The sequence below is a fragment of the Micromonospora sp. CA-240977 genome, assembly GCF_050942285.1.
Lineage (GTDB): Bacteria > Actinomycetota > Actinomycetes > Mycobacteriales > Micromonosporaceae > Micromonospora.
The window spans coordinates 864,745-884,057 of sequence record NZ_CP192055.1 but is presented as its reverse complement, the minus strand read 5'-3'; the positions used below and the strand labels follow the sequence as shown (position 1 = coordinate 884,057).

Genomic DNA, 19,313 nt, shown 5'->3' with positions numbered 1-19,313 from the left:
TCCAGACCTTTCCGGTCGGACATGTCAAGAAAGTGCGCTCAGGCTACCCGGAATGTCTTTGCAGCGCTGCAAGCAACCGGCTGGCGAGATCCTTGCGACAGACCAGCAGGTCCGGCAGGCGCGGATCCGCCTCGTTGTATTTCAGCGCAGAACCATCGATCCGGGAAGCGTGCAGTCCGGTGGCCGTCGCCACAGCCACCGGGGCCGCCGAATCCCACTCGTACTGCCCGCCGGCGTGAATGTAGGCGTCCACCTCGCCGGTGACCACGGCGGCGATCTTCGCGCCGGCCGAGCCCATCGGCACCAGATGCGCACCGACGTCCTCGGCCAGGTCGGTCAGGAAGACGGGCGGCCGGCTCCGGCTGGCGGCCAGCCGGATCTTCCGCTCACCGGCCGTCGCGGCCTCCACCGTCATCGGCGGGTACGCGGGCGGGTAGTCGGTGCCCAGCACCCGGTGCTGCGCCGGCAGCCCCACCGCCCCGGCGACCAGCCCGTGCGGGCTCGGCGCGCTGCGCGCCCAGAGCGCCACGTGCACCGCCCAGTCCGAGCGGCCCTCCTCGGAGAACTCGCGGGTGCCGTCCAACGGGTCGATGATCCACACTCGGTCCGCTGTCAACCGCGACACCGCCCCGGCGTTCACCTCCGCCGCCCAGGCCAGCCGCGACCCCTCGTCCTCCTCGGAGAGCACCGCGTCGCCCGGCCGCCACTTCGCCAACTCCGTGCGGATCAGGTCGTGCGACACCTTGTCCCCGGCCGACTTCAGCGCGCCGGTGTCCGCGAAGCCCATCTCGGCGCGCAGGTCGAGCAGCGCCTGCCCGGCCCGGGACGCCAACCATCGGGCGAACGCGCCGTCGATCATCGGAGGACTGGTCATCTGCCCGCTCCTGTCGCCTCGCCGCGACCCGTGCCCGCACGGACCGATTCACCGCGACCCGCGTCGCCGGTCGCGGCACGCCGAAAGGCGCAGACTACCGGCCAACCGTTTCCGATCCGGTACGCCCCGCCCGGCTCAGCCCCCGTGGTAGAGGTTCTGCGTCGGCTCCACGCCCTTGACGATCACCGACTCCACCACGTCGGCAGCCCTGTCGACCAGGAAATCGAGTTCCTTACGCTCTGCCGTGCCGAAATCCGACAGCACGTAATCCGCCGGATCCTGCCGCCCCGGCGGTCGGCCGACGCCGAACCGGACCCGCGCGTAGTCCTTCGTACCCAACGACTTCGACATCGAGCGCAGGCCGTTGTGTCCGCCCTCGCCGCCGCCGAACTTGATCCGCACCTGACCGAAGTCGATGTCCAACTCGTCGTGCACAGCGATCACCTGCGCCGTCGGCACCTTGTAGAACTGGGCCAGGGAGGCCACCGGCCCGCCGGAGAGGTTCATGTACGTCAGTGGCTTCGCCAGCACCAGCTTCGGCCCACCGAATCCCAGCCGCGCCTCGGCCACCTCGGCAACCGCCCGCTTGTGCCGGCCGAAGCGCGCACCCAACCGCCCGGCCAGCAGGTCGGCCACCATGAACCCGACGTTGTGCCGGTTCCCGGCGTACTCCCGACCCGGGTTGCCCAGGCCGACCACCAGCCACGGCCCCGCCGCCTCGTCCGTCACGACCCGTCCCTCCCGACGTCCATCCCACCGACTCCCGATACGCCGACAGGCGCGCCCGAACGTCCGGGAGCGCCTGTCGCAGAGTACGAACCGATCAGGCCTCGGTGCGCGCCTCGGTGGTCTCCCCAGCCTCGGCGGTGTCCGCGCCCTCGGAGCCCTCGGTGGTCTCGCCAACCTCGGCCTCAGCCTCGTCGGTGGCCACCTCGACCTCGGGCAGCGTCGCCTCGAGCTGCTCGGCGGTGGGGGCGGCGGTCACCGATGCGACGGTCAGCTCCGAATCGGCGGCCAGCTCGACGCCGGACGGCAGCTTGACGTCGCCGGCGGTCACCTGGCTGCCCGCCTCCAGGCCCTCGATCGACGCCTCGAGGTGGTCCGGAACCTTTGTGGCGTCGGCGGTCACCGAGAGGGTGTCGTGGTCGTGCACGATCAGGGTGTCCCGGGCGGCCTCGCCGGTCAGCTGCACCGGCACCTCGACGGTGACCTTCTCGCCCCGGCGGACCAGGATCAGGTCGACGTGCTCGAAGGTGTCCCGGATCGGGTCCCGCTGGATCGCCTTCGGCAGCGCCAGCACCTGGGTGCCGTCGGTGATGTCGATCGCGAAGAGCTGGTTGGCGCCGCCCTTACGGATCGCCGCGGCGAACTCCCGCGACGGCAGCGCGATGTGCTTGGGCTTCTCGCCGTGGCCGTACAGCACGGCGGGCACCTTGCCGGCCCGGCGGGTACGGCGGGCACCACCCTTGCCGAACTCGGTGCGGGGCTCGGCGCTGATCTTTACCTCGGACACGGGGAAACTCCTGATGCTTTTCGCTGCGGCGGCTTGTCGTCTGGCGGTGCTGGGGCGAGGGGCTCGCTGGGGCTCATGCGTCATGAACGACTGCCCGGAGCACCGCGTCGATGACGGTGCCTCCGTGCGGCGCTTTTCAGCGGCCCGCCGGGCACCCTCGCCGTGGCAACCGCACCAGTCTACCCGAGCTGTTTCCAGGGTTTCCGGCAGTCCCCGTACACGGCTCCAAGCCGGCGCGCCGACAGTGTTCCCGCCAGCGCGCCAGCCCCGTTTCCCCAGTTTGTCAGCCCGGCGGCCGACCGGCGTGTCGACTGGCGGAAACGGGGCTCACGCCTCGCTCAGCTCAGGCCGCCGAAGAGGGTGGTCACCGAGCCGTCGTCGAAGACCTCCCGGATCGCCCGCGCCAACAGCGGCGCGATCGACAGCACCGTCAGCTTGTCCAACTGCTTTTCCGGCGGCAGCGGCAACGTGTTCGTCACCACGATCTCGCTGATCGAGCTGTTCTTCAGGCGCTCCGTCGCCGGGTCCGACAGCAGCGCGTGGGTGGAGGCGACCACGATCTCCGCCGCCCCGGACTCCTTGAGGATGTCGGCGGCCTTGGCGATCGTGCCACCGGTGTCGATCATGTCGTCGACGATCAGACAGACCCGGCCCTCCACCTCGCCGACCACCCGGTTCGCCACTACCTGGTTCGGCTTCATCGGGTCACGGGTCTTGTGGATGAACGCCAGCGGGCAACCGCCCAGCCGGTCGGTCCACCGCTCGGCCACCCGCACCCGGCCCGAATCCGGTGCCACCACTGTCATCGGCCGGCCCGCGTACTTGTGTTCCACGTACTCGGCCAGGATGTCCATGGCGAAGAGGTGGTCCACCGGGCCGTCGAAGAAGCCCTGGATCTGCGCGGTGTGCAGGTCGACGGTGAGGATGCGGTTGGCGCCGGCGGTCTTCAACAGGTCCGCCACCAGCCGGGCCGAGATCGGCTCCCGACCGCGGTGCTTCTTGTCCTGCCGCGCGTACGGGTAGAACGGCAGCACCACGGTGATCCGCTTGGCCGACCCCCGCTTCAGCGCGTCCACCATGATCAGGGTCTCCATGACCCAGGTGTTCACCCCGTGCGTGACGGACTGCACCACGAAGGCGTCCGATCCACGCACCGAGTCCTTGAACCGTACGAAGATCTCGCCGTTGGCGAACTCGTACGCGTCGGCCGGGGTCGGCGCGACGCCGAGCACCTCACCGATCTCCTTGGCCAACTCCGGAAAGCCACGTCCGGAAAAGAGCATCAGGCTTTTGCGGTTTTCGGCGACGATGCTGCCCATGGGCCCGTCTGCTCCCGTTTTGTCGGCGGTACCCGACCCGGTGGTGGTGGGTCGGGGACTATTCGGTTGCAGTATCTCCCGCGCCGGATGTGCCGCCCACCGTCTCGGCCACCCCGTGCATTGCCTCACTGTCGCTTGCGGCGCCGGCCCCTTCCGACGCACCCTTCGCGTCGCCGGCACGCTGTGCGGCCTCGGCCGCCGGCGTACCGGCGCGCCGCTTCACCACCCAGCCCTCGATGTTGCGCTGACGCGCCCGGGCGACACCCATCGCGCCCGCCGGCACGTCGTCGACGATCACCGAGCCGGCCGCCGTGTACGCGCCGTCGCCCACCTCGACCGGCGCCACGAACATGTTGTCCGCGCCCGTCCGGGCGTGGCTGCCGATCACCGTGCGGTGCTTGTTGACCCCGTCGTAGTTGACGAAGACCGACGCCGCGCCGATATTCGTCTGCTCGCCGATCGTCGCGTCACCCACGTACGTCAGGTGCGGCACCTTCGAGCCGGCGCCGATCTCGGAGTTCTTCACCTCGACGAACGTGCCGACCTTCGCCTTGTCGGCGAGCCGCGCGGCGGGCCGCAGGTACGCGTACGGCCCGACGCTCGCGCCCGCGCCGACCTCCGCGCCGACCGCATGGCTGCGGACCACCGACGCGCCGGGGCCGACGATCGTGTCGATCAGCGTGACGTCCGGCCCGACCGACGCTCCCGCGCCGACCACCGTCGCGCCGCGCAACTGGGTGTTCTGGTCGACCACCGCGTCGCGGTCCAGCGCCACCGTCACGTCGATCCAGGTGGTCACCGGGTCGAGCAGGCTCACCCCGGTACGCATCCACGCCTCGTTGACCCGGTCGCGCAGCAGCCGGCGCAGCGTCGCCAGCTCCACCCGGTCGTTGCAGCCCAGCGTCTCGACGTGGTCGACGGCCCGGTGCACCGCGACCGGCTCACCGGTGGAGCGGAGCAGGCCGAAGACATCGGTCAGGTACTCCTCGCCCTGGTCGTTGTCGGTGGAGAGCTTGCTCAGCGCCTCCCGCAGCCGTACCGCGTCGAACGCGTAGATGCCGGCGTTGATCTCACGGATCGCGCGCTGCGTCGCGTCGGCGTCGCGCTCCTCGACGATCTGCTCCAACCGGCCGTCGGCGTCCCGGACGATCCGCCCGAGCCCGGTCGGGTCGGGCACCTCGGCGGCCAGCACGGTGGCCGCCGCGGCGGCCTCCTCGTGCGCGGTCACCAGCGCGCCAACGGTCTCGGGACGCAGCAGCGGCACGTCACCGTTGATCACCACAACCGTGCCGGCGCCGTCCGGGACGGCGTCCAGCGCGATCCGCACGGCGTGTCCGGTGCCGAGCTGTTCGGCCTGGAGCACGGGTGTGGCGTCCGGGGCGACCTCGGTCAGGTGTCCCCGAACCTGGTCGGCGCCGTGCCCGACCACGACGACGGTCCGGTCCGCGGCCAGCGGCGCGGCGGCGCTCAGCACGTGACCGAGCAGCGTCCGACCGAGCAGGGGGTGCAGCACCTTGGGCAGTGTCGACTTCATCCGCTTGCCCTCACCGGCGGCGAGCACGACGACGGTACGAAGGTGGGGCTGGGGCACGACGTGGCTCCCGTCGGGACGGCGGACACTTCCGCGGCCATGCTAACCGCGAGGCCCGGCACCTTTCCCTCTTACCCCCACCCGGCCCCAAAAGGGACGTAGGTGAGCAGCTCGGCCGCCAGGGTTCGAACCTGAAATACGGGTACCAAAGACCCGGGTGTTGCCAATTACACCACGGCCGATCAGCGACGTGAGGACGTCGCGCGGGGGATGGATGCCCCGCCGCTACACCTTAGCGCCCCGGCTGTCGGGCGCCATCGCTCATCCCTCCGCAGCCGAAGGCCCGGAGCCGGCCGGGCCGGTCGGCGACCCTCAACCCGACGTTCCCGGACGCTGGGCGAGCCGCCCACCCGACCCGTCAGCACGCCACCTGACCTGCATTTTTGATGATGCTTGCGAGAACTCTTCGAAACTTCCCCGTGCGATCTACGGTGCCGTAAGTTACGGTGACGTAGGCGTAGCTTCGTGATCGTTCCCGTCCCCCTGCGAGGTCTCATGTCCACCACCCTGCTCGATCCCAACCCGCCCGCCAGCGGTCCCAAACCACTCACCGACGGCAGCCAGGCCCCCGGCATCCTGGCCGCCCTCTGGGCCTTCGTGGTGATCCCCTTCGTCGCCCTGCTGGTCGCCGTGCCGGTGGCCTGGGGCGGCTGGCTGGGCTGGACCGACGTGGTCATCGGCCTGGTCTGGTACGTCGTCTCCGGGCTCGGCATCACCGTCGGCTTCCACCGCTACTTCACGCACGGCTCGTTCAAGGCCAAGCGCTGGCTGCGCGTGACGCTGGCGGTGGCCGGTTCGCTGGCGGTGCAGGGCGAGATCATCCAGTGGGTCGCCGACCACCGGCGGCACCACGCGTTCTCCGACCTCGAGGGCGACCCGCACTCCCCCTGGCGCTTCGGCACCAGCTTCTGGGCGTTGACCCGGGGTCTGTTCCACGCCCACGTGGGCTGGTTGTTCCGCCGGGAGCTGTCCAACCGGGAGCGTTTCGCCCCGGACCTCATCGCCGACCGTGACATCAGCCGGGTCGACCGGCTCTTCCCGGTGCTGGTGGCCGTCTCGCTGCTCGGCCCGGCGCTGATCGGCGGCCTGGCGACCTGGTCCTGGCAGGGCGCGCTCACCGCGTTCTTCTGGGCCGGCCTGGTCCGGATCGGCCTGCTGCACCACGTCACCTGGGCGATCAACTCGGTCTGCCACGTCTACGGCGAGCGTCCGTTCGCGATGCGTCAGGGCGACCGCGCGTCGAACTTCTGGCCGCTGGCGATCCTGTCCTTCGGCGAGAGCTGGCACAACCTGCACCACGCCGACCCCACCAGCGCCCGGCACGGCGTGCTGCGTGGCCAGGTGGACATCTCCGCCCGGGTGATCTGGTTGTTCGAGAAGGTCGGCGCGGCAACACAGGTGCGCTGGCCAAATCCGGAGCGCCTCGCGGCCAAGCTGGTGAAGCCCGTCGCACCCCGGTAAACCGGGCGGTACGCCGGGTTGCCGCCTGGCAGGATGGCCGGATGACCGAGCCACGCGGGGGACCGGACGGCTCGGCAGACGGGGGCCAGGCCCGATCCGGGTACGGTCGGACGGGCGGCAGGGCGGTCGGACCGCCGGCCAGTGAGGCGACGACGTGAACGGGCACAGCGGAGGCACCATCCCACGGCAGGGCGTCACCGAGCGCCAGCGAGGCGGCGACATGCCTGAGGTCACTGACGGTGACGGTGTCGGCGGCCGACGGGTCACTCCGTCGGTGCCGGCGCCCAAACCCAAACCCACCTCCCGGGTCCGCATGTCGGCGGCGCAGCGACGCGAGCAGTTGATCGCGACCGGTCGGCAGCTCTTCGCCGAGCGCGGTTTCGACGCCACCTCCATCGAGGAGGTGGCGTCCCGCGCCAAGGTCTCCAAACCGGTGGTGTACGAGCACTTCGGTGGCAAGGAAGGGCTCTACGCGGTGGTGGTGGACCGGGAGGTCCGGGCCCTGCTGGACCGGATCACCACGGCCTTGACCGCCGGGCATCCGCGGGAGCTGCTGGAGCAGGCGGCGCTGGCCCTGCTTACCTACATCGAGGAGGAGACAAGCGGTTTCCGCGTGCTGGTCCGCGAGTCGCCGCTGATGTCCGGCACTGCCAACTTCAGCAGCGTGATGAACGACGTCGCGCACCAGGTCGAGCACATCCTGGGCGCCGAGTTCAAGAGCCGGGGGTACGACCCGAAGCTTGCCGAGCTGTACTCGCAGGCGCTTGTCGGCATGGTGGCACTGACCGGCCGCTGGTGGCTGGAGGTGCGCAAGCCGCGCAAGGAGACGGTGGCGGCCCACCTCGTCAACCTGGCCTGGAACGGGTTGTCGCACCTGGAGGCGAAGCCGACACTGATCACCGCCCGGCGGCACTGACCGTTCGTCAGCGGCGGTGCGCCTCGGCCACCGGGTGTTTGCGGTTCGCCAGCTCCGCCTCGGCGTGTTCCGGTGGGCCGACCTTGTCGTACAGACCGGTGCCGAGCAGGATCAGGCCGAACAGCATCGACACGACCACCGTCGACATCGAGAAGTTGAGGAAGTTCGCCTCGGTCTGCAGCACCGACATCATCAGGATGCTGGTCACCAGGAACACCACGCCGGCCGTGAGGTTCATGTAGTGGCCGAGGTTGGTGCGCCGGGACGCGCCGATGATCAGGACGATGCCGAAGACCACCGAGGCGAGTGAGAAGGCCAGGTTGGTCCGCAGCCCGAGGGCCCAGGTGCTGCTTCGGGCGAACAGCGGGTCGCCGATCGTCTCGGCGACGCCCCAGACGCCGAAGACCAGGATGTAGACGCCGATCAGACCGGACAGGACCCGGTAGAGCGGCCGTGCCGGATGGTTCACCGGAAAGTGCGGCATAGCGCCAACCCCCTGAATCGACCGTTTCAGGAGGATTGTCGCCCGACGTAGACGTCGCTGTCCGAAGAACCACAAAGCCGGAATGGTCCGCCGAACGGCAGGACCAGGTCAGGTTTTCGCCGGAGCCCGAGCTGCGCAGGGATCAAGCCTGACCGCCCGGAGCAGCTCGGGCTCCGGCGAAAACCCACGCCGCAACCAGAGTGGGCTCCGGCGAAAACCCACGGCCGCAACCAGAGTGGGCTCCGGCGAAAACCCACTGCCGCAACCAGAGAAATCAGAGAACCAGCCGAGCCTTGTGGAACGCCTCCGCCTCCTCCTCCGACCCGACCTTGCCGTACATCCCGACCATGAGCAGCACCAGGGCGACGGCCATCACGACGACGACGGTGACGATGCTGAAGTTGAGGATGTTGGCGTCGGTCCGGATGAAGGCGAGGCTGGCCAGGCTGATCACCATCAGGGCGTACGCCAGCCACTGGTTGATCGCCACGTCGATGTTGCGGCCGAGCGCGGTGCCGACCAGCACGACGATCCCGAGCAGCACGCTGAGCAGCGAGAAGCCGAGGTTGGTGCCCTGACCGAGGACCCGGGTGTCGTCCTGGGCGAGGATCTCGTTGCCGGTGCTCGTGATGATGCCGAGCACACCGAAGACCACCAGGTACAGACCGGTCAGCCCGCCGATCGCCCGGTAGATCGGCCGCGCGGGGTGGTTGACGGGGGTGTGGGCCATGTCTGAGTCTCCAACGCCGTGGGGTAGGTGTCGCCGACGATTGTCCCGCATGTGGCGGTGTGACGCCGCACACGGCCCCCGCACCGGTGCGTCCGGCCCGGTCAGCTCTCCGGAAGCTCCTCGGCGAGCGTCATCCACGTCTCCTCGATCCGCTCCCGCTCGGCGCGCAGATCCTTGAGCTGAGTGTCCAGGTCGGCGACCCGGGCGTAGTCGGTGGCGTCCGCCGCGAGCTGGTCGAGCAGGGTGGTCTCGCGCTGGTCGAGTTTGCCGAGCTGCCGTTCCAGTCGGGTCAACTCCTTGCGGGCCTGCCGGACCTCGGCGGCAGACATGCCGCCTCCCGAGGGAGCAGCGGGCGCGGAGGAGGAGGTGACGCCCGCCCGGGAGAAGCCGGCCCGCTCCGCGGTCCGGGCGAGGTACTCGTCGACACCGCCCGGCAGGTGCACCAGCCGGCCGTCGCCGAACATCCCGTACGCGGTGTCGGTGACCCGCTCGATGAGGTAGCGGTCGTGGCTCGCCACGATGATCGTGCCGGGCCACGAGTCGAGCAGGTCCTCCAGCGCGGCGAGGGTGTCGGTGTCCAGGTCGTTCGTGGGCTCGTCGAAGAGCAGCACGTTGGGTTCGCCGGCGAGCAACCGCAGCATCTGCAACCGGCGGCGTTCCCCTCCGGAGAGGTCACTGACCGGGGTCCAGAGCCGCCGGTCGTCGAAGCCGAACACCTCGGCGAGCTGTGCGGCGGAGACCTCCCGGTCGCCGAGCTGCACCCGACGGGCGACCTCCTCGACTGCTTCGAGCACCCGCAGGTGCCCGGGCAGCTCGGTGAGCTCCTGCGACAGGAACGCGGGCCGCACCGTGGAGCCGGTGCCGAGGCGACCACCGTCGGGGCGGGTGATGCCGGCGAGCATCCGCAGCAGCGTGGTCTTGCCGGCGCCGTTGGCGCCGAGGATGGCGATCCGGTCACCCGGGCCGACCAGCCAGGTGACGTCGCGCAGGATCTCCTTCGGGCCGGCGTGCAGCTCGACGTTCTCCAGCTCGTACACCTGCTTGCCGAGCCGGGAGACGGCCATGCGCTGGAGGGACATGGTGTCGCGCGCCGGCGGCACGTCGGCGATCAGCGCGTTCGCGGCGTCGATGCGGAACTGGGGCTTGGAGGTCCGGGCCGGCGGCCCACGGCGCAGCCAGGCGATCTCCTTGCGGAGCAGGTTCTGCCGGCGGGCCTCGGTCGCGGCGGCGACGCGTTCGCGCTCGACGCGGGCGAGGGTCCAGGCGGCGAAACCGCCCTCGTAGGCGCGGACGGTCTGGTCGGCGACCTCCCAGGTGTTGGTGCAGACCGCGTCCAGGAACCACCGGTCGTGGGTGACCACCACCAGGGAGCCCTTGCGTCCCACCAGGTGCCGGGCCAGCCAGTCGACGCCGCCGACGTCGAGATGGTTGGTGGGCTCGTCGAGGATGAGCAGGTCGGAGTCGCGAACGAGCAGCGCGGCGAGCGCCACCCGTCGCCGTTCGCCACCGGACATCGGGCCGACCGGCTGGTCGAGGCCGAGGTGCGGCATGCCGAGGCCGTCGAGGATGCCCCGCACCCCGGCGTCGCCGGCCCACTCGTGCTCGGCGCCCATGCCCTCGGTCAGCCAGGCGGTGCCGAGCACGACGTCCCGGACGGTGGCGTCGGGGGCGAGCGTGAGCTGCTGCGGCAGCCACAGCACGCGGAGATCACGGCGGTGGGTCACCCGGCCGTCGTCGGGGTCCTCCTGCTTGGTGAGAAGCCGCAGCAGGGTGGACTTGCCGGCGCCGTTGAGGCCGACCACGCCGATCCGGTCGGCGTCGTCCAGGCCGAGCGAGACGTCCGTGAGGAGTCGCCCTGCCGCGCCGTACCCCTTGGACACCCGGTCCAGATTGACGATGTTCGCCACGTTCCACCCTTCATGATCAAGGCGTCCGGGTGCCGGCGGGCACCTGGACGCCTGACCCAAGGGTACGCGGACGCCCTCGCTGCCCGCGCCGCGCGCCCGCGGGCCCGCCGGGACGCGCCGTCAGCCGACGCGGGCGCCGGCGACCGGACCGTGCGCGACCCGCGCCTCCCGGCACACGCCGGCGGCGGTCAGCTCGGCGGCGATCCGCTCCGCGTCGGCCGCGTCGGCGGCGAGGAACACACAGGTCGGCCCGGAACCGGAGACGATGCCGGTGAGCGCGCCGGCCGACTCACCCGCCTTGAGCGTGTCGGCGAGCGCCGGGCGCATGGCCAGCGCGGCGTCTTGGAGGTCGTTGCCGAGCGTCCGGGCCAGCACCCGGGGGTCGCGCTGACGCAACGCGCCAAGCAGCCCGTCGGTGCTGCCCAACGGGGCACCGGCGGCGCCGGCGTCGCGCAGCCGATCCAACTCCCGGTACGCGGCCGGGGTGGACAGGCCGACGTCGGCGATCGCCACCACCCAGTGCCAGGAGGTGGGGCGGACCAGCACCGGGCTGATCGCCTCGCCCCGGCCGGTGCCCAGCGCGGTGCCGCCGTAGATCAGGAACGGCACGTCGGAGCCCAGGTCGGCGGCGATCCCGGCCAGCTCGTCGCGGGACAGCCCGGTGCCCCAGAGCGCGTCGCAGGCCACCAGGGCGGCGGCCGCGTCGGCGCTGCCACCGGCCAGCCCACCGGCGAGCGGGATCTGCTTGCGCAGGTGCAGTCGGGCGTGCGGCAGCACCCCCGCGTACCCGGCGAGAGCGTGCGCGGCACGGATCACCAGGTTGCTGTCGTCAAGCGCCAGCTCGCCGGTGCCCTCACCCTCCATGGTCAGGGCGAGCGTGTCGCCCCGGCGGGCCGTCAACTCGTCGTAGATCGAGATGGCGTGGTAGACGGTGTTCAGCTCGTGGTAGCCGTCGCGGCGCAGCGGACCCACCCCGAGGTGCAGATTGACCTTCGCGGGCACCCGGACCCGCACCGGCCCGATGGCCCCCCGCCGCTCGTCCTCGCCGTCCGGTCGCCAGGCCTCGGTCACGGGGTGACGTCCCGCACGTGCAGGCGGATGTCGAACGGCTTGGCCACGATCAGCTCCTCGGCAGAGTCGTCGGCAAGCTCGATCGGCTGCGCGGTCACTCGTACACCTCCTCGGCAGGCACGGCGTCAGCCTACTTCGCGGCCCGCGTACCGGCCGGAGCCGACGCGGCGATGGCGGCGAACTGCTCGACGGTCAGGGACTCCCCCCGGGCGCCGGGGTCGACGCCGGCCGCGGTGAGGGCGGCGGCGGCCCGGTCCGGGCCGCCGGCCCACCCGGCCAGGGCGGCGCGCAGCGTCTTGCGGCGCTGCGCGAACGCCGCGTCGACAACGGCGAAGACCTGCTCCCGGGGTACGTCGGTCCGGGGTGGTTCGTGGCAGCTGAAGGCGACCAGACCGGAGTCGACGTTGGGCACCGGCCAGAACACGTTCGGGGGCACCCGCCCGGCGCCCCGGGCCTGGGCGTACCAGGCGAGCTTGACCGACGGGATGCCGTACACCTTGGAGCCGGGGCCGGCGACCAGCCGGTCGGCGACCTCCTTCTGCACCATCACCAGACCGTGCCGCAGGGTGGGCAGCACCGCGAGCAGGTGCAGCACCACCGGCACTGCCACGTTGTAGGGCAGGTTCGCCACCAGCGCGGTCGGCGGTGGGTCGGCCAGCTCGGCGGCGTCGACGCGCAGCGCGTCGGCGCGGTGCACGGTGAGCCGGCCGGCGTCCGCGCCGGCGTGCCGGGCGACGGTCTCCGGCAGCGCCCCGGCGAGCACCGGGTCGATCTCCACGGCGTGCACGTGCCCGGCGACCGGCAGCAGCCCCAGGGTCAGCGAACCGAGCCCGGGGCCGACCTCCAGGGCCACGTCGTCGGGGGTCAGCCCGGCGGCGGTGACGATCCGGCGGACGGTGTTCGGGTCGTGCACGAAGTTCTGGCCCAGCTTCTTGGTGGGCGCGACGCCCAGCCGGGCGGCGAGTTCCCGGATCTCCGCCGGGCCGAGGAGACCGGTCATGGCAGGCAGCGTAGCGGCGGCGTCGGAGCCGGCCGTCGGGCCGGGCTCACCACGGACCGAAGGCCCGGTCGCCGGTGGCGGAGATGGCCGCGCACAGCTCGTCCAGGTCGCTGCCGGTGGTCGCGGCGAGCGCGCGGACGGTGAGCGGGATCAGGTACGAGGCGTTCGGCCGGCCCCGGTGCGGCGTCGGAGTGAGGTACGGGGCGTCGGTCTCCACGAGCAACTGGTCCACCGGGGTGAGCGCGGCGGCCTCGCGCAGCGCTGTGGCGCTGCCGAAGGTGACGGTGCCGGCGAAGCTGAGCAGGTAGCCGCGGCGGACGCACTCGCTGGCGAACTCGGCGTCACCGGAGAAGCAGTGCAGCACCACCGTGTCCGGAGCACCCTCGTCGTCGAGGATCCGCAACACGTCGGCGTGGGCGTCCCGGTCGTGGATGACCAGGGCCTTGTCGTACCGCTTGGCGATGGCGATGTGCGCCCGGAAGCTGGCCTCCTGCGCGGCACGCCCCTCGTCGCCGGTCCGGAAGAAGTCCATGCCGGTCTCGCCGATCCCCCGCACCCGGTCCCGGGCGGCGAGGGCCTCGATCTCCCGCAGCGCCTCGTCGAGGTCGGGCAGGCGGGGCGCCTCGTTGGGGTGCAGCGCCACGGTGGCCAGCACGGCCGGATACCGGTCGGCGGTGTCCGCGCCCCACCGCGAGGAGGTGACGTCGACCCCCACCTGGACCAGCCGGTCCACGCCGACAGTGGCGGCCAACGCGACAGCGACGGCAACCGGGTCGTCGGCCGGTCCGCCGCCGGGCACACCGGCTTCGCTGACCGTGATGTCCAGGTGGGTGTGGCTGTCCAGCACCGGCCGGGGCAGCGGCTCGGGGGCGGGCGGAAACTCTCCGGCCCGCCGGGCGGCACGCTCTCGACGGGATTCAGTGGGCTCGCTCATCAGCGACAGCATCACACACCGGGCCTGTCCATCTGTCCGCCACCCGACGTTCACCCCGACTACGCCGCGCGACTCTACCGTCGCCGGGTGAGCGAGCGCAGCGAGCGAACAAGGAGCCACAGCAGCGTGGCGCCTCGCGCCGCTGCCGAGCGGAGCGAGGCGGCAGCGTGAGCGTCACACCCCAGGCGAGTGGCGCGGCCGGAGAGCGCGCCGGGCTGCACGTGGCTTTCGGCGGAGGCGTCTACCCGGCCGAGGAGATCTCCCGCGGCGCCGCGTACGAGCTGTTCAGCGCCGACGAGGTGGCCGGCTTCGAGTGGGCACCCCGACCGGGCAGCGCCCTGCCGTGGCACCGGTTCGTGCACGTCACCGAGGTGACAGCGGTGCACGGCGGCACGGAGCCGGCCGACGAGCCGGAGACGCCGCTGATGATGCCCGCGCACCGCGAGCGGGGTTGGGCGTACCTGCACCAGCTCAGCCAGCAGCCGGCCGCGGCGGGGGACCCGACGCTGGTCGCGGCCCGCGCGTCGGCGGTGGTCCGGCGGGGCACCCGGATGGTGAAGATGCTCTCCGCCCGACAGCTCGCCGGGTACGTCCGGGGCTGGTTGCCGCACGGCTTCTGCTACCGCGAGCATGACGTGGCGCACCTGCGTACGCCGGCGACGACGACGGTGCTGCGTGCCGACGGGGAGGTCGGCAGGGACGGTCCGGAGGTGGCGTACGCGTTGCGCTGGCGGGCGTCCGACCCGGGCGACTACGACGTGCCGGTGGGTGAGGCCCACCGCGGCCTGACCGCGCTGGGCGCCCGGGACCGGCTCGGCGCGCCGGTGCTGGGCACGGGCTTCGTGCCGAGCAACGCTCAGCTCATCCCGGAGTTCATCACCCGCGACTTCGCCGACCTGCCGATGCCGGCGAACGCCGCCCTGATCGCCTATCCGGCGGAGGGGGTGGAGGTGGTGCTCTACACCTTCCAGGCCGAGCAGCGCGGTTGGCTGCGGATGGTGGGCCCGCAGTGGCGGCACCTGCTGGCTGCGGTGCCGGGCCTCTCCCCGGACCAGGAGTACGTGCCGAACGCCGACGCGCCGCGCTCCACCCAACTTGTCGGTTGGTACGGCGACACCGAGTACGAGGCGGTGGCCGACCTGCCCGGCGGGTTCCGGGTGCTGGCGAAGACCCGGGCGGCCCGCTACCCGGTGAGCGCGGTGGCCCGCCGGGTCCGGTTCGCCACGTGGCGGGGCGTGCCGTGCCTGGTGCTGCGGGAGGAGGCCGGTTGGTTGCGGGTGCGGCTGCGCTACCCGAACCCGGACGCGGTGGTCGCCACCGGCGCGCAGTGCCACGAACGGGGGGTCTACGAGGCCTGGGCGCCGGGCGCCGAGGTGACCGACGACCAGGTGATGGACACCCGGTACGCGATGTGACGGCCCCGGGCGGCAGGATGCCCTGCCGCCCGGGGCGTCGTGCGTCTCAGTCGGCCAGCCGGGCCAACTCCTCGTCGACGATCGACGGGTCGAGCTTGCGGAACACCGGCTTCGGCGCGGCCAGCGGCCGGCCCGCCTCCAACGACACCGACTCCCAGCGCGCGCCGACTGTGTAGTCCCCGGTCAGCACCGGGTACGCCGGACCGCCGTCCAGGTCGTCGACCTGCTCGATGACGGGCATCGGCGCGTGCACGCCGGTGCCGCCGAGCAGCTCGTGCACCTGCTGGGCGGAGTGCGGCAGGAACGGGGTGAGCAGCGTGTTGGCGTCGCTGATCACCTGGAGGGCGACGTGCAGGATGGTGCCCATCCGGGGCTTGTCCGCCTCGGCCTTGAGCTTCCAGGGCGCCTGCTCGGAGAGGTACCTGTTGGCCTCGGCGACCACCTTCATGGCCTCGCCGATGGCCTGCTTCTGCCGGTGCCGGCCGATCAGGTCGCCGACCGTGGTGAAGCCGGCGCGGGCCGTAGCGAGCAGCGCCTCGTCGGCCTCGGTGAGCCCGGCCGGGTCGACCGGCGGGATCATCCCGAAGTTCTTCGCCGCCATCGAGACCGACCGGTTGACCAGGTTGCCCCAGCCGGCGACCAGCTCGTCGTTGTTGCGGCGGAGGAACTCGGCCCAGGTGAAGTCGGTGTCGTTGCTCTCCGGGCCGGCGGCGGCGATGAAGTACCGCAGCGCGTCGGCGTCGTAGCGCTCCAGGAAGTCGCGAACGTAGATGACCACCTTGCGGGACGAGGAGAACTTGCGCCCCTCCATGGTCAGGTACTCGCTGGAGACCACCTCGGTGGGCAGGTTGAGCCGGCCCAGCTGGCCCGGCTCACCGTCGCGGGAGCCCTCGCCGGAGTATCCGGAGAGCAGCGCCGGCCAGATCACCGAGTGGAAGACGATGTTGTCCTTGCCCATGAAGTAGTAGGAGCGGGAGTCCTTGCCCTCCCCGTCGGTCGACCACCACTTCCGCCACGCCTCCGGGTCGCCGGAGCGGCGGGCCCACTCGATGGAGGCGGACAGGTAGCCGATCACCGCGTCGAACCAGACGTAGATCCGCTTGTCGGGCCGGTCCCGCCAGCCGTCCAGCGGGATCGGCACGCCCCACTCCAGGTCCCGGGTGATCGCCCGGGGCTGGAGGTCGTCGAGCAGGTTGCGGGAGAAGCGCAGCACGTTGGGCCGCCACCCGTCCCGGGTGTCCAGCCACTGCCGCAGCACCTCGGCCAGGGCCGGCAGGTCCAGGAAGAAGTGCTCGGTCTCGACGAACTTCGGGGTTTCCCCGTTGATCCGCGACTTCGGGTCGATCAGGTCGATCGGGTCGAGCTGGTTGCCGCAGTTGTCGCACTGGTCGCCGCGCGCGCTGTCGTAGCCGCAGATCGGGCAGGTGCCCTCGATGTAGCGGTCGGGCAGGGTGCGCCCGGTCGACGGCGAGATCGCGCCCATCGTGGTCTTCGGCACGATGTAGCCGTTGCGGTACATCCCCTCGAACAGCTCCTGCACCACCGCGTAGTGGTTGCGGGTGGTGGTGCGGGTGAACAGGTCGTAGGAGAGGCCGAGGCCGTGCAGGTCCTCGACGATCACCCTGTTGTACCGGTCGGCCAGCTCGCGCGGGGTCACCCCGTCGGCGTCGGCCTGCACCTGGATCGGGGTGCCGTGCTCGTCCGTGCCGGAGACCATGAGCACGTCGTGGCCGGCCATCCGCATGTACCGGGCGAAGACGTCGGAGGGAACGCCGAAACCGGAGACGTGGCCGATGTGGCGGGGGCCGTTGGCGTACGGCCAGGCCACTGCCGCGAGAACGTGACTCATGAGCAGCAAGCCTAGTGACCCGTACGGGGCGACCGCGAACCAATGGGGGGTGCCGGGCCGGCGGACGGACCGACCACCCCGCCCAATGGTCCGATTTGTCGCCGACACGCGGCTCAACTGCCCGGTACGCCCTCCCGGCCGGTGTGCAATGAACCTCGTGACTGGCAGACGAGCGGCGCGGGACCACGAGGACCCTCCCACCGGCCCGACGGTCGGCGGCGACCCCGAACCGGCCGCGCCCCGTGGCGCGGGGGTCGCGCCCCAGCCCCGGCCGGTGCCCGGCGTCGACCCGACTTCCGCACCGCGACCGAGCCCTGCCCCACGGGTGGGCCCGGCCGCCGACCGGCCGGCGGAACAACAGCCCACGCCGTCCGGACGGGCGGCAGCGCCGAGGCGCGAGGAGCCCACGAACCTCGCCGCCACCCCGGCCCGGCCCACGCCGGCCGCGCCGACGCCCACCCCGGTCCGTCCCACCCCGGCGGCACCCGTACCCAGCCCAGCCCGACCTGGCCCGCCGGTCCCGCCGGTCGGGGCGGAGGCCGTCGAGGTGGAGCCGACCACCGGGGCGCCGGTGGACGCGGTGCCGAGCCGGGTGCCCGTCCGGCAGCAGAGCGGCCGGCAGCGGGGCCGCCGGCCCGACGGTGACCAACCGGACGACGACGCCGTCTTCTGGGCGCCGATCGAGCAGGTGCACTGGGACGGCACGCCGGTCCGGGAGGACCTGTCGCCGGAGCGCGACCGCGGCTCACGCCCGGCGCGGCGTCGCACGCCGGGCCGGCGTGTCCCACCGCCGGATCCACTGCCCGGGCTCGCCGCGCTGGTGGCGCTGTCCCTTGTCACGGCCTTCTTCGCCTGGGTCAGCGCCGGCCCGTTCTGGCTGGCGGTCGGGCACGCCCGCACGGGCACTGTGGTGATCGCCGAGTGCACCGGCGGCGGGCTCACCCAGCGGTGCCGGGGCATCTTCACGGCGCAGGACGGGCAGTTCGTCGCGCACGGCGTACGGGTCAGCGGCGTACCCGCCGGAGCGGACGCGACAGGCACACCGCTACCGGCGCGGATGACCGGCCGGGACGGTGGCACCGCGTACGCGGACACCGGAGTGGTCCGGCACCTGCGCTGGCTGCCCGGCCTGCTTGTGGTGCTGGGCTGCACCGCCGGCATCGTGCGGTGGACCGGGTCGGCCCGGCTGCCCGGCCGCCGGCACCGCCGCTGGGCCATGGCGGTCGCCGTCACCGGCCCGGTGTTGATCACCGTCGGCTTCCTGGCCGCCGCCTGGTGAACCCGCCGCCCGGTGCGCGCCCAGCCCGGCCGGGAGTCTCGGTCAGCTGTGCACGATCGTGTAGACGTCCCGGCGGCGCAGCGCGTACTCGGTGGCGACGTCGGTGATGGCGTCGCGACGGGAGCGGCCGCCGGCCTCCCGCTCGGCGACCGCCGCGCGCAGGGTGTCGTCGTCGGGCCGCTCCGCGGCGGTCACCGGGGCCCCGGCCACCACCAGGGTGATCTCACCGCGCGGGTCTCCCTCGGTGGCCCACCGGGCCAACTCGCCAAGGGGACGGCGGACCACCTCCTCGTAGGTCTTGGTGAGCTCGCGACAGAGCGCCGCCGGCCGATCCGCGCCGAACGTGTCGGCCAGGTCGGTGAGCGCCGCGCCGATCCGGTGCGGGGCTTCGAAGAAGACGAGCGTGCGCTCCTCGGCGGCGAGGGCACGCAGCCGGGTTCGGCGGGCACCGGGGGTGCGGGGTAGGAAGCCCTCGAAGCAGAACCGGTCGCAGGGCAGGCCGGACACCGCCAGCGCGGTGGTGACGGCGCTCGGCCCGGGAGCGACGGTGACCGGCGCCCCGACGTCCAACGCGGCCCGGACCAGCCGGTAGCCGGGGTCGGAGACGCTCGGCATCCCCCCGTCGGTGACCAGGGCGACCACGTATCCGCCGAGGATGACCTCGACCAGCTCGGGCGTACGCCGCTCCTCGTTGCCCTCGAAGTAGGAGACGATGCGACCGCCGACGGTGAGGTCGAGATCGCGGGCCAGCCGGGTGAGCCGGCGGGTGTCCTCGGCCGCGACCACGTCGGCGCTGATCAACACCTCCCGAAATCGGGCCGAGGCGTCGGCGGGGTTGCCGAGTGGGGCACCGAGCAGGATCAGGCGCCCAACTTCGGACATTTCACCCACGAATTCGTCTCCTTCATCGACAGCGAGTACCGGTATCGGGGACGACGGGCGCCACCGAGCACCTTGGCAGCCTACGATC

At 72.1% G+C, this 19,313-nt stretch carries 17 protein-coding genes and 1 tRNA gene; 4 read left to right on the top strand and 14 right to left on the bottom strand.

Annotation, left to right across the window (positions count from 1 at the left end; genetic code table 11):
- Window positions 1-43 precede the first annotated feature (43 nt).
- From ACQPWW_RS04285 to ACQPWW_RS04260, 6 genes are all read right to left on the bottom strand, one after another.
- Window positions 44-874, bottom strand: coding sequence for an inositol monophosphatase family protein (locus tag ACQPWW_RS04285; RefSeq protein ID WP_355031936.1), 831 nt, complete (start codon window positions 872-874; stop codon window positions 44-46).
- A gap of 135 nt (window positions 875-1,009) precedes the next feature.
- A complete protein-coding gene (gene pth / locus ACQPWW_RS04280) occupies window positions 1,010-1,603 on the bottom strand; it encodes an aminoacyl-tRNA hydrolase (protein ID WP_433129331.1) in 594 nt (197 codons plus the stop codon).
- A 94-nt stretch (window positions 1,604-1,697) separates the two neighbouring features.
- The gene (locus ACQPWW_RS04275; RefSeq protein ID WP_433129329.1) at window positions 1,698-2,387 is read right to left on the bottom strand and encodes a 50S ribosomal protein L25/general stress protein Ctc; all 690 of its coding nucleotides are present in this window, start codon (window positions 2,385-2,387) and stop codon (window positions 1,698-1,700) included.
- A 338-nt stretch (window positions 2,388-2,725) separates the two neighbouring features.
- Window positions 2,726-3,706 carry a ribose-phosphate diphosphokinase gene (locus tag ACQPWW_RS04270; RefSeq protein ID WP_030329105.1) on the bottom strand — a complete coding sequence of 327 codons (981 nt, stop codon included), beginning with the start codon at window positions 3,704-3,706 and terminating at the stop codon, window positions 2,726-2,728.
- 58 nt (window positions 3,707-3,764) lie between these two features.
- Entirely contained in the window at window positions 3,765-5,240 is a 1,476-nt protein-coding gene (glmU, locus tag ACQPWW_RS04265; protein ID WP_433134134.1) for a bifunctional UDP-N-acetylglucosamine diphosphorylase/glucosamine-1-phosphate N-acetyltransferase GlmU, read from the bottom strand.
- Window positions 5,241-5,407: 167 nt separating this feature from the next.
- A tRNA-Gln gene (locus tag ACQPWW_RS04260) sits at window positions 5,408-5,479 on the bottom strand.
- Window positions 5,480-5,792: 313 nt separating this feature from the next.
- Between ACQPWW_RS04260 and ACQPWW_RS04255 the strand changes: the two genes are divergently transcribed.
- A complete protein-coding gene (locus tag ACQPWW_RS04255; protein ID WP_433129327.1) occupies window positions 5,793-6,758 on the top strand; it encodes an acyl-CoA desaturase in 966 nt (321 codons plus the stop codon).
- Window positions 6,759-6,978: 220 nt separating this feature from the next.
- Complete coding sequence (locus tag ACQPWW_RS04250; RefSeq protein ID WP_433129325.1) at window positions 6,979-7,674, top strand: TetR family transcriptional regulator; 696 nt, start codon at window positions 6,979-6,981, stop codon at window positions 7,672-7,674.
- Between the two features lie 7 nt (window positions 7,675-7,681).
- Here ACQPWW_RS04250 and ACQPWW_RS04245 read toward each other — a convergent pair whose 3' ends face one another.
- From ACQPWW_RS04245 to ACQPWW_RS04220, 6 genes are all read right to left on the bottom strand, one after another.
- Window positions 7,682-8,158: a DUF4383 domain-containing protein gene (locus ACQPWW_RS04245; protein WP_433129323.1), complete on the bottom strand. Its 477-nt coding sequence runs from the start codon at window positions 8,156-8,158 to the stop codon at window positions 7,682-7,684.
- Between the two features lie 274 nt (window positions 8,159-8,432).
- A complete protein-coding gene (locus tag ACQPWW_RS04240) occupies window positions 8,433-8,888 on the bottom strand; it encodes a DUF4383 domain-containing protein (RefSeq protein WP_433129321.1) in 456 nt (151 codons plus the stop codon).
- Between the two features lie 101 nt (window positions 8,889-8,989).
- On the bottom strand, window positions 8,990-10,795 hold the full coding sequence (locus ACQPWW_RS04235; protein WP_433129319.1) for an ABC-F family ATP-binding cassette domain-containing protein: 1,806 nt from the start codon (window positions 10,793-10,795) through the stop codon (window positions 8,990-8,992).
- Between the two features lie 120 nt (window positions 10,796-10,915).
- On the bottom strand, window positions 10,916-11,866 hold the full coding sequence (locus ACQPWW_RS04230; protein WP_433129317.1) for a 4-(cytidine 5'-diphospho)-2-C-methyl-D-erythritol kinase: 951 nt from the start codon (window positions 11,864-11,866) through the stop codon (window positions 10,916-10,918).
- Window positions 11,867-11,996: 130 nt separating this feature from the next.
- The gene (rsmA, locus tag ACQPWW_RS04225; RefSeq protein WP_433129315.1) at window positions 11,997-12,866 is read right to left on the bottom strand and encodes a 16S rRNA (adenine(1518)-N(6)/adenine(1519)-N(6))-dimethyltransferase RsmA; all 870 of its coding nucleotides are present in this window, start codon (window positions 12,864-12,866) and stop codon (window positions 11,997-11,999) included.
- Window positions 12,867-12,912: 46 nt separating this feature from the next.
- Entirely contained in the window at window positions 12,913-13,812 is a 900-nt protein-coding gene (locus ACQPWW_RS04220; RefSeq protein WP_433134131.1) for a TatD family hydrolase, read from the bottom strand.
- Window positions 13,813-13,967: 155 nt separating this feature from the next.
- Between ACQPWW_RS04220 and ACQPWW_RS04215 the strand changes: the two genes are divergently transcribed.
- Entirely contained in the window at window positions 13,968-15,215 is a 1,248-nt protein-coding gene (locus ACQPWW_RS04215) for a hypothetical protein (protein ID WP_433129313.1), read from the top strand.
- Between the two features lie 46 nt (window positions 15,216-15,261).
- Here the strand turns inward: ACQPWW_RS04215 and metG are convergent, their stop codons facing one another.
- Entirely contained in the window at window positions 15,262-17,064 is a 1,803-nt protein-coding gene (metG, locus tag ACQPWW_RS04210) for a methionine--tRNA ligase (RefSeq protein WP_433129311.1), read from the bottom strand.
- A 148-nt stretch (window positions 17,065-17,212) separates the two neighbouring features.
- On the opposite strand from metG, the gene ACQPWW_RS04205 reads away from it, so the two are divergent.
- Complete coding sequence (locus ACQPWW_RS04205; protein ID WP_433129309.1) at window positions 17,213-18,343, top strand: hypothetical protein; 1,131 nt, start codon at window positions 17,213-17,215, stop codon at window positions 18,341-18,343.
- A gap of 42 nt (window positions 18,344-18,385) precedes the next feature.
- Here ACQPWW_RS04205 and rsmI read toward each other — a convergent pair whose 3' ends face one another.
- Window positions 18,386-19,225 carry a 16S rRNA (cytidine(1402)-2'-O)-methyltransferase gene (gene rsmI, locus ACQPWW_RS04200; RefSeq protein WP_433134129.1) on the bottom strand — a complete coding sequence of 280 codons (840 nt, stop codon included), beginning with the start codon at window positions 19,223-19,225 and terminating at the stop codon, window positions 18,386-18,388.
- Between the last annotated feature and the right edge of the window lie 88 nt (window positions 19,226-19,313).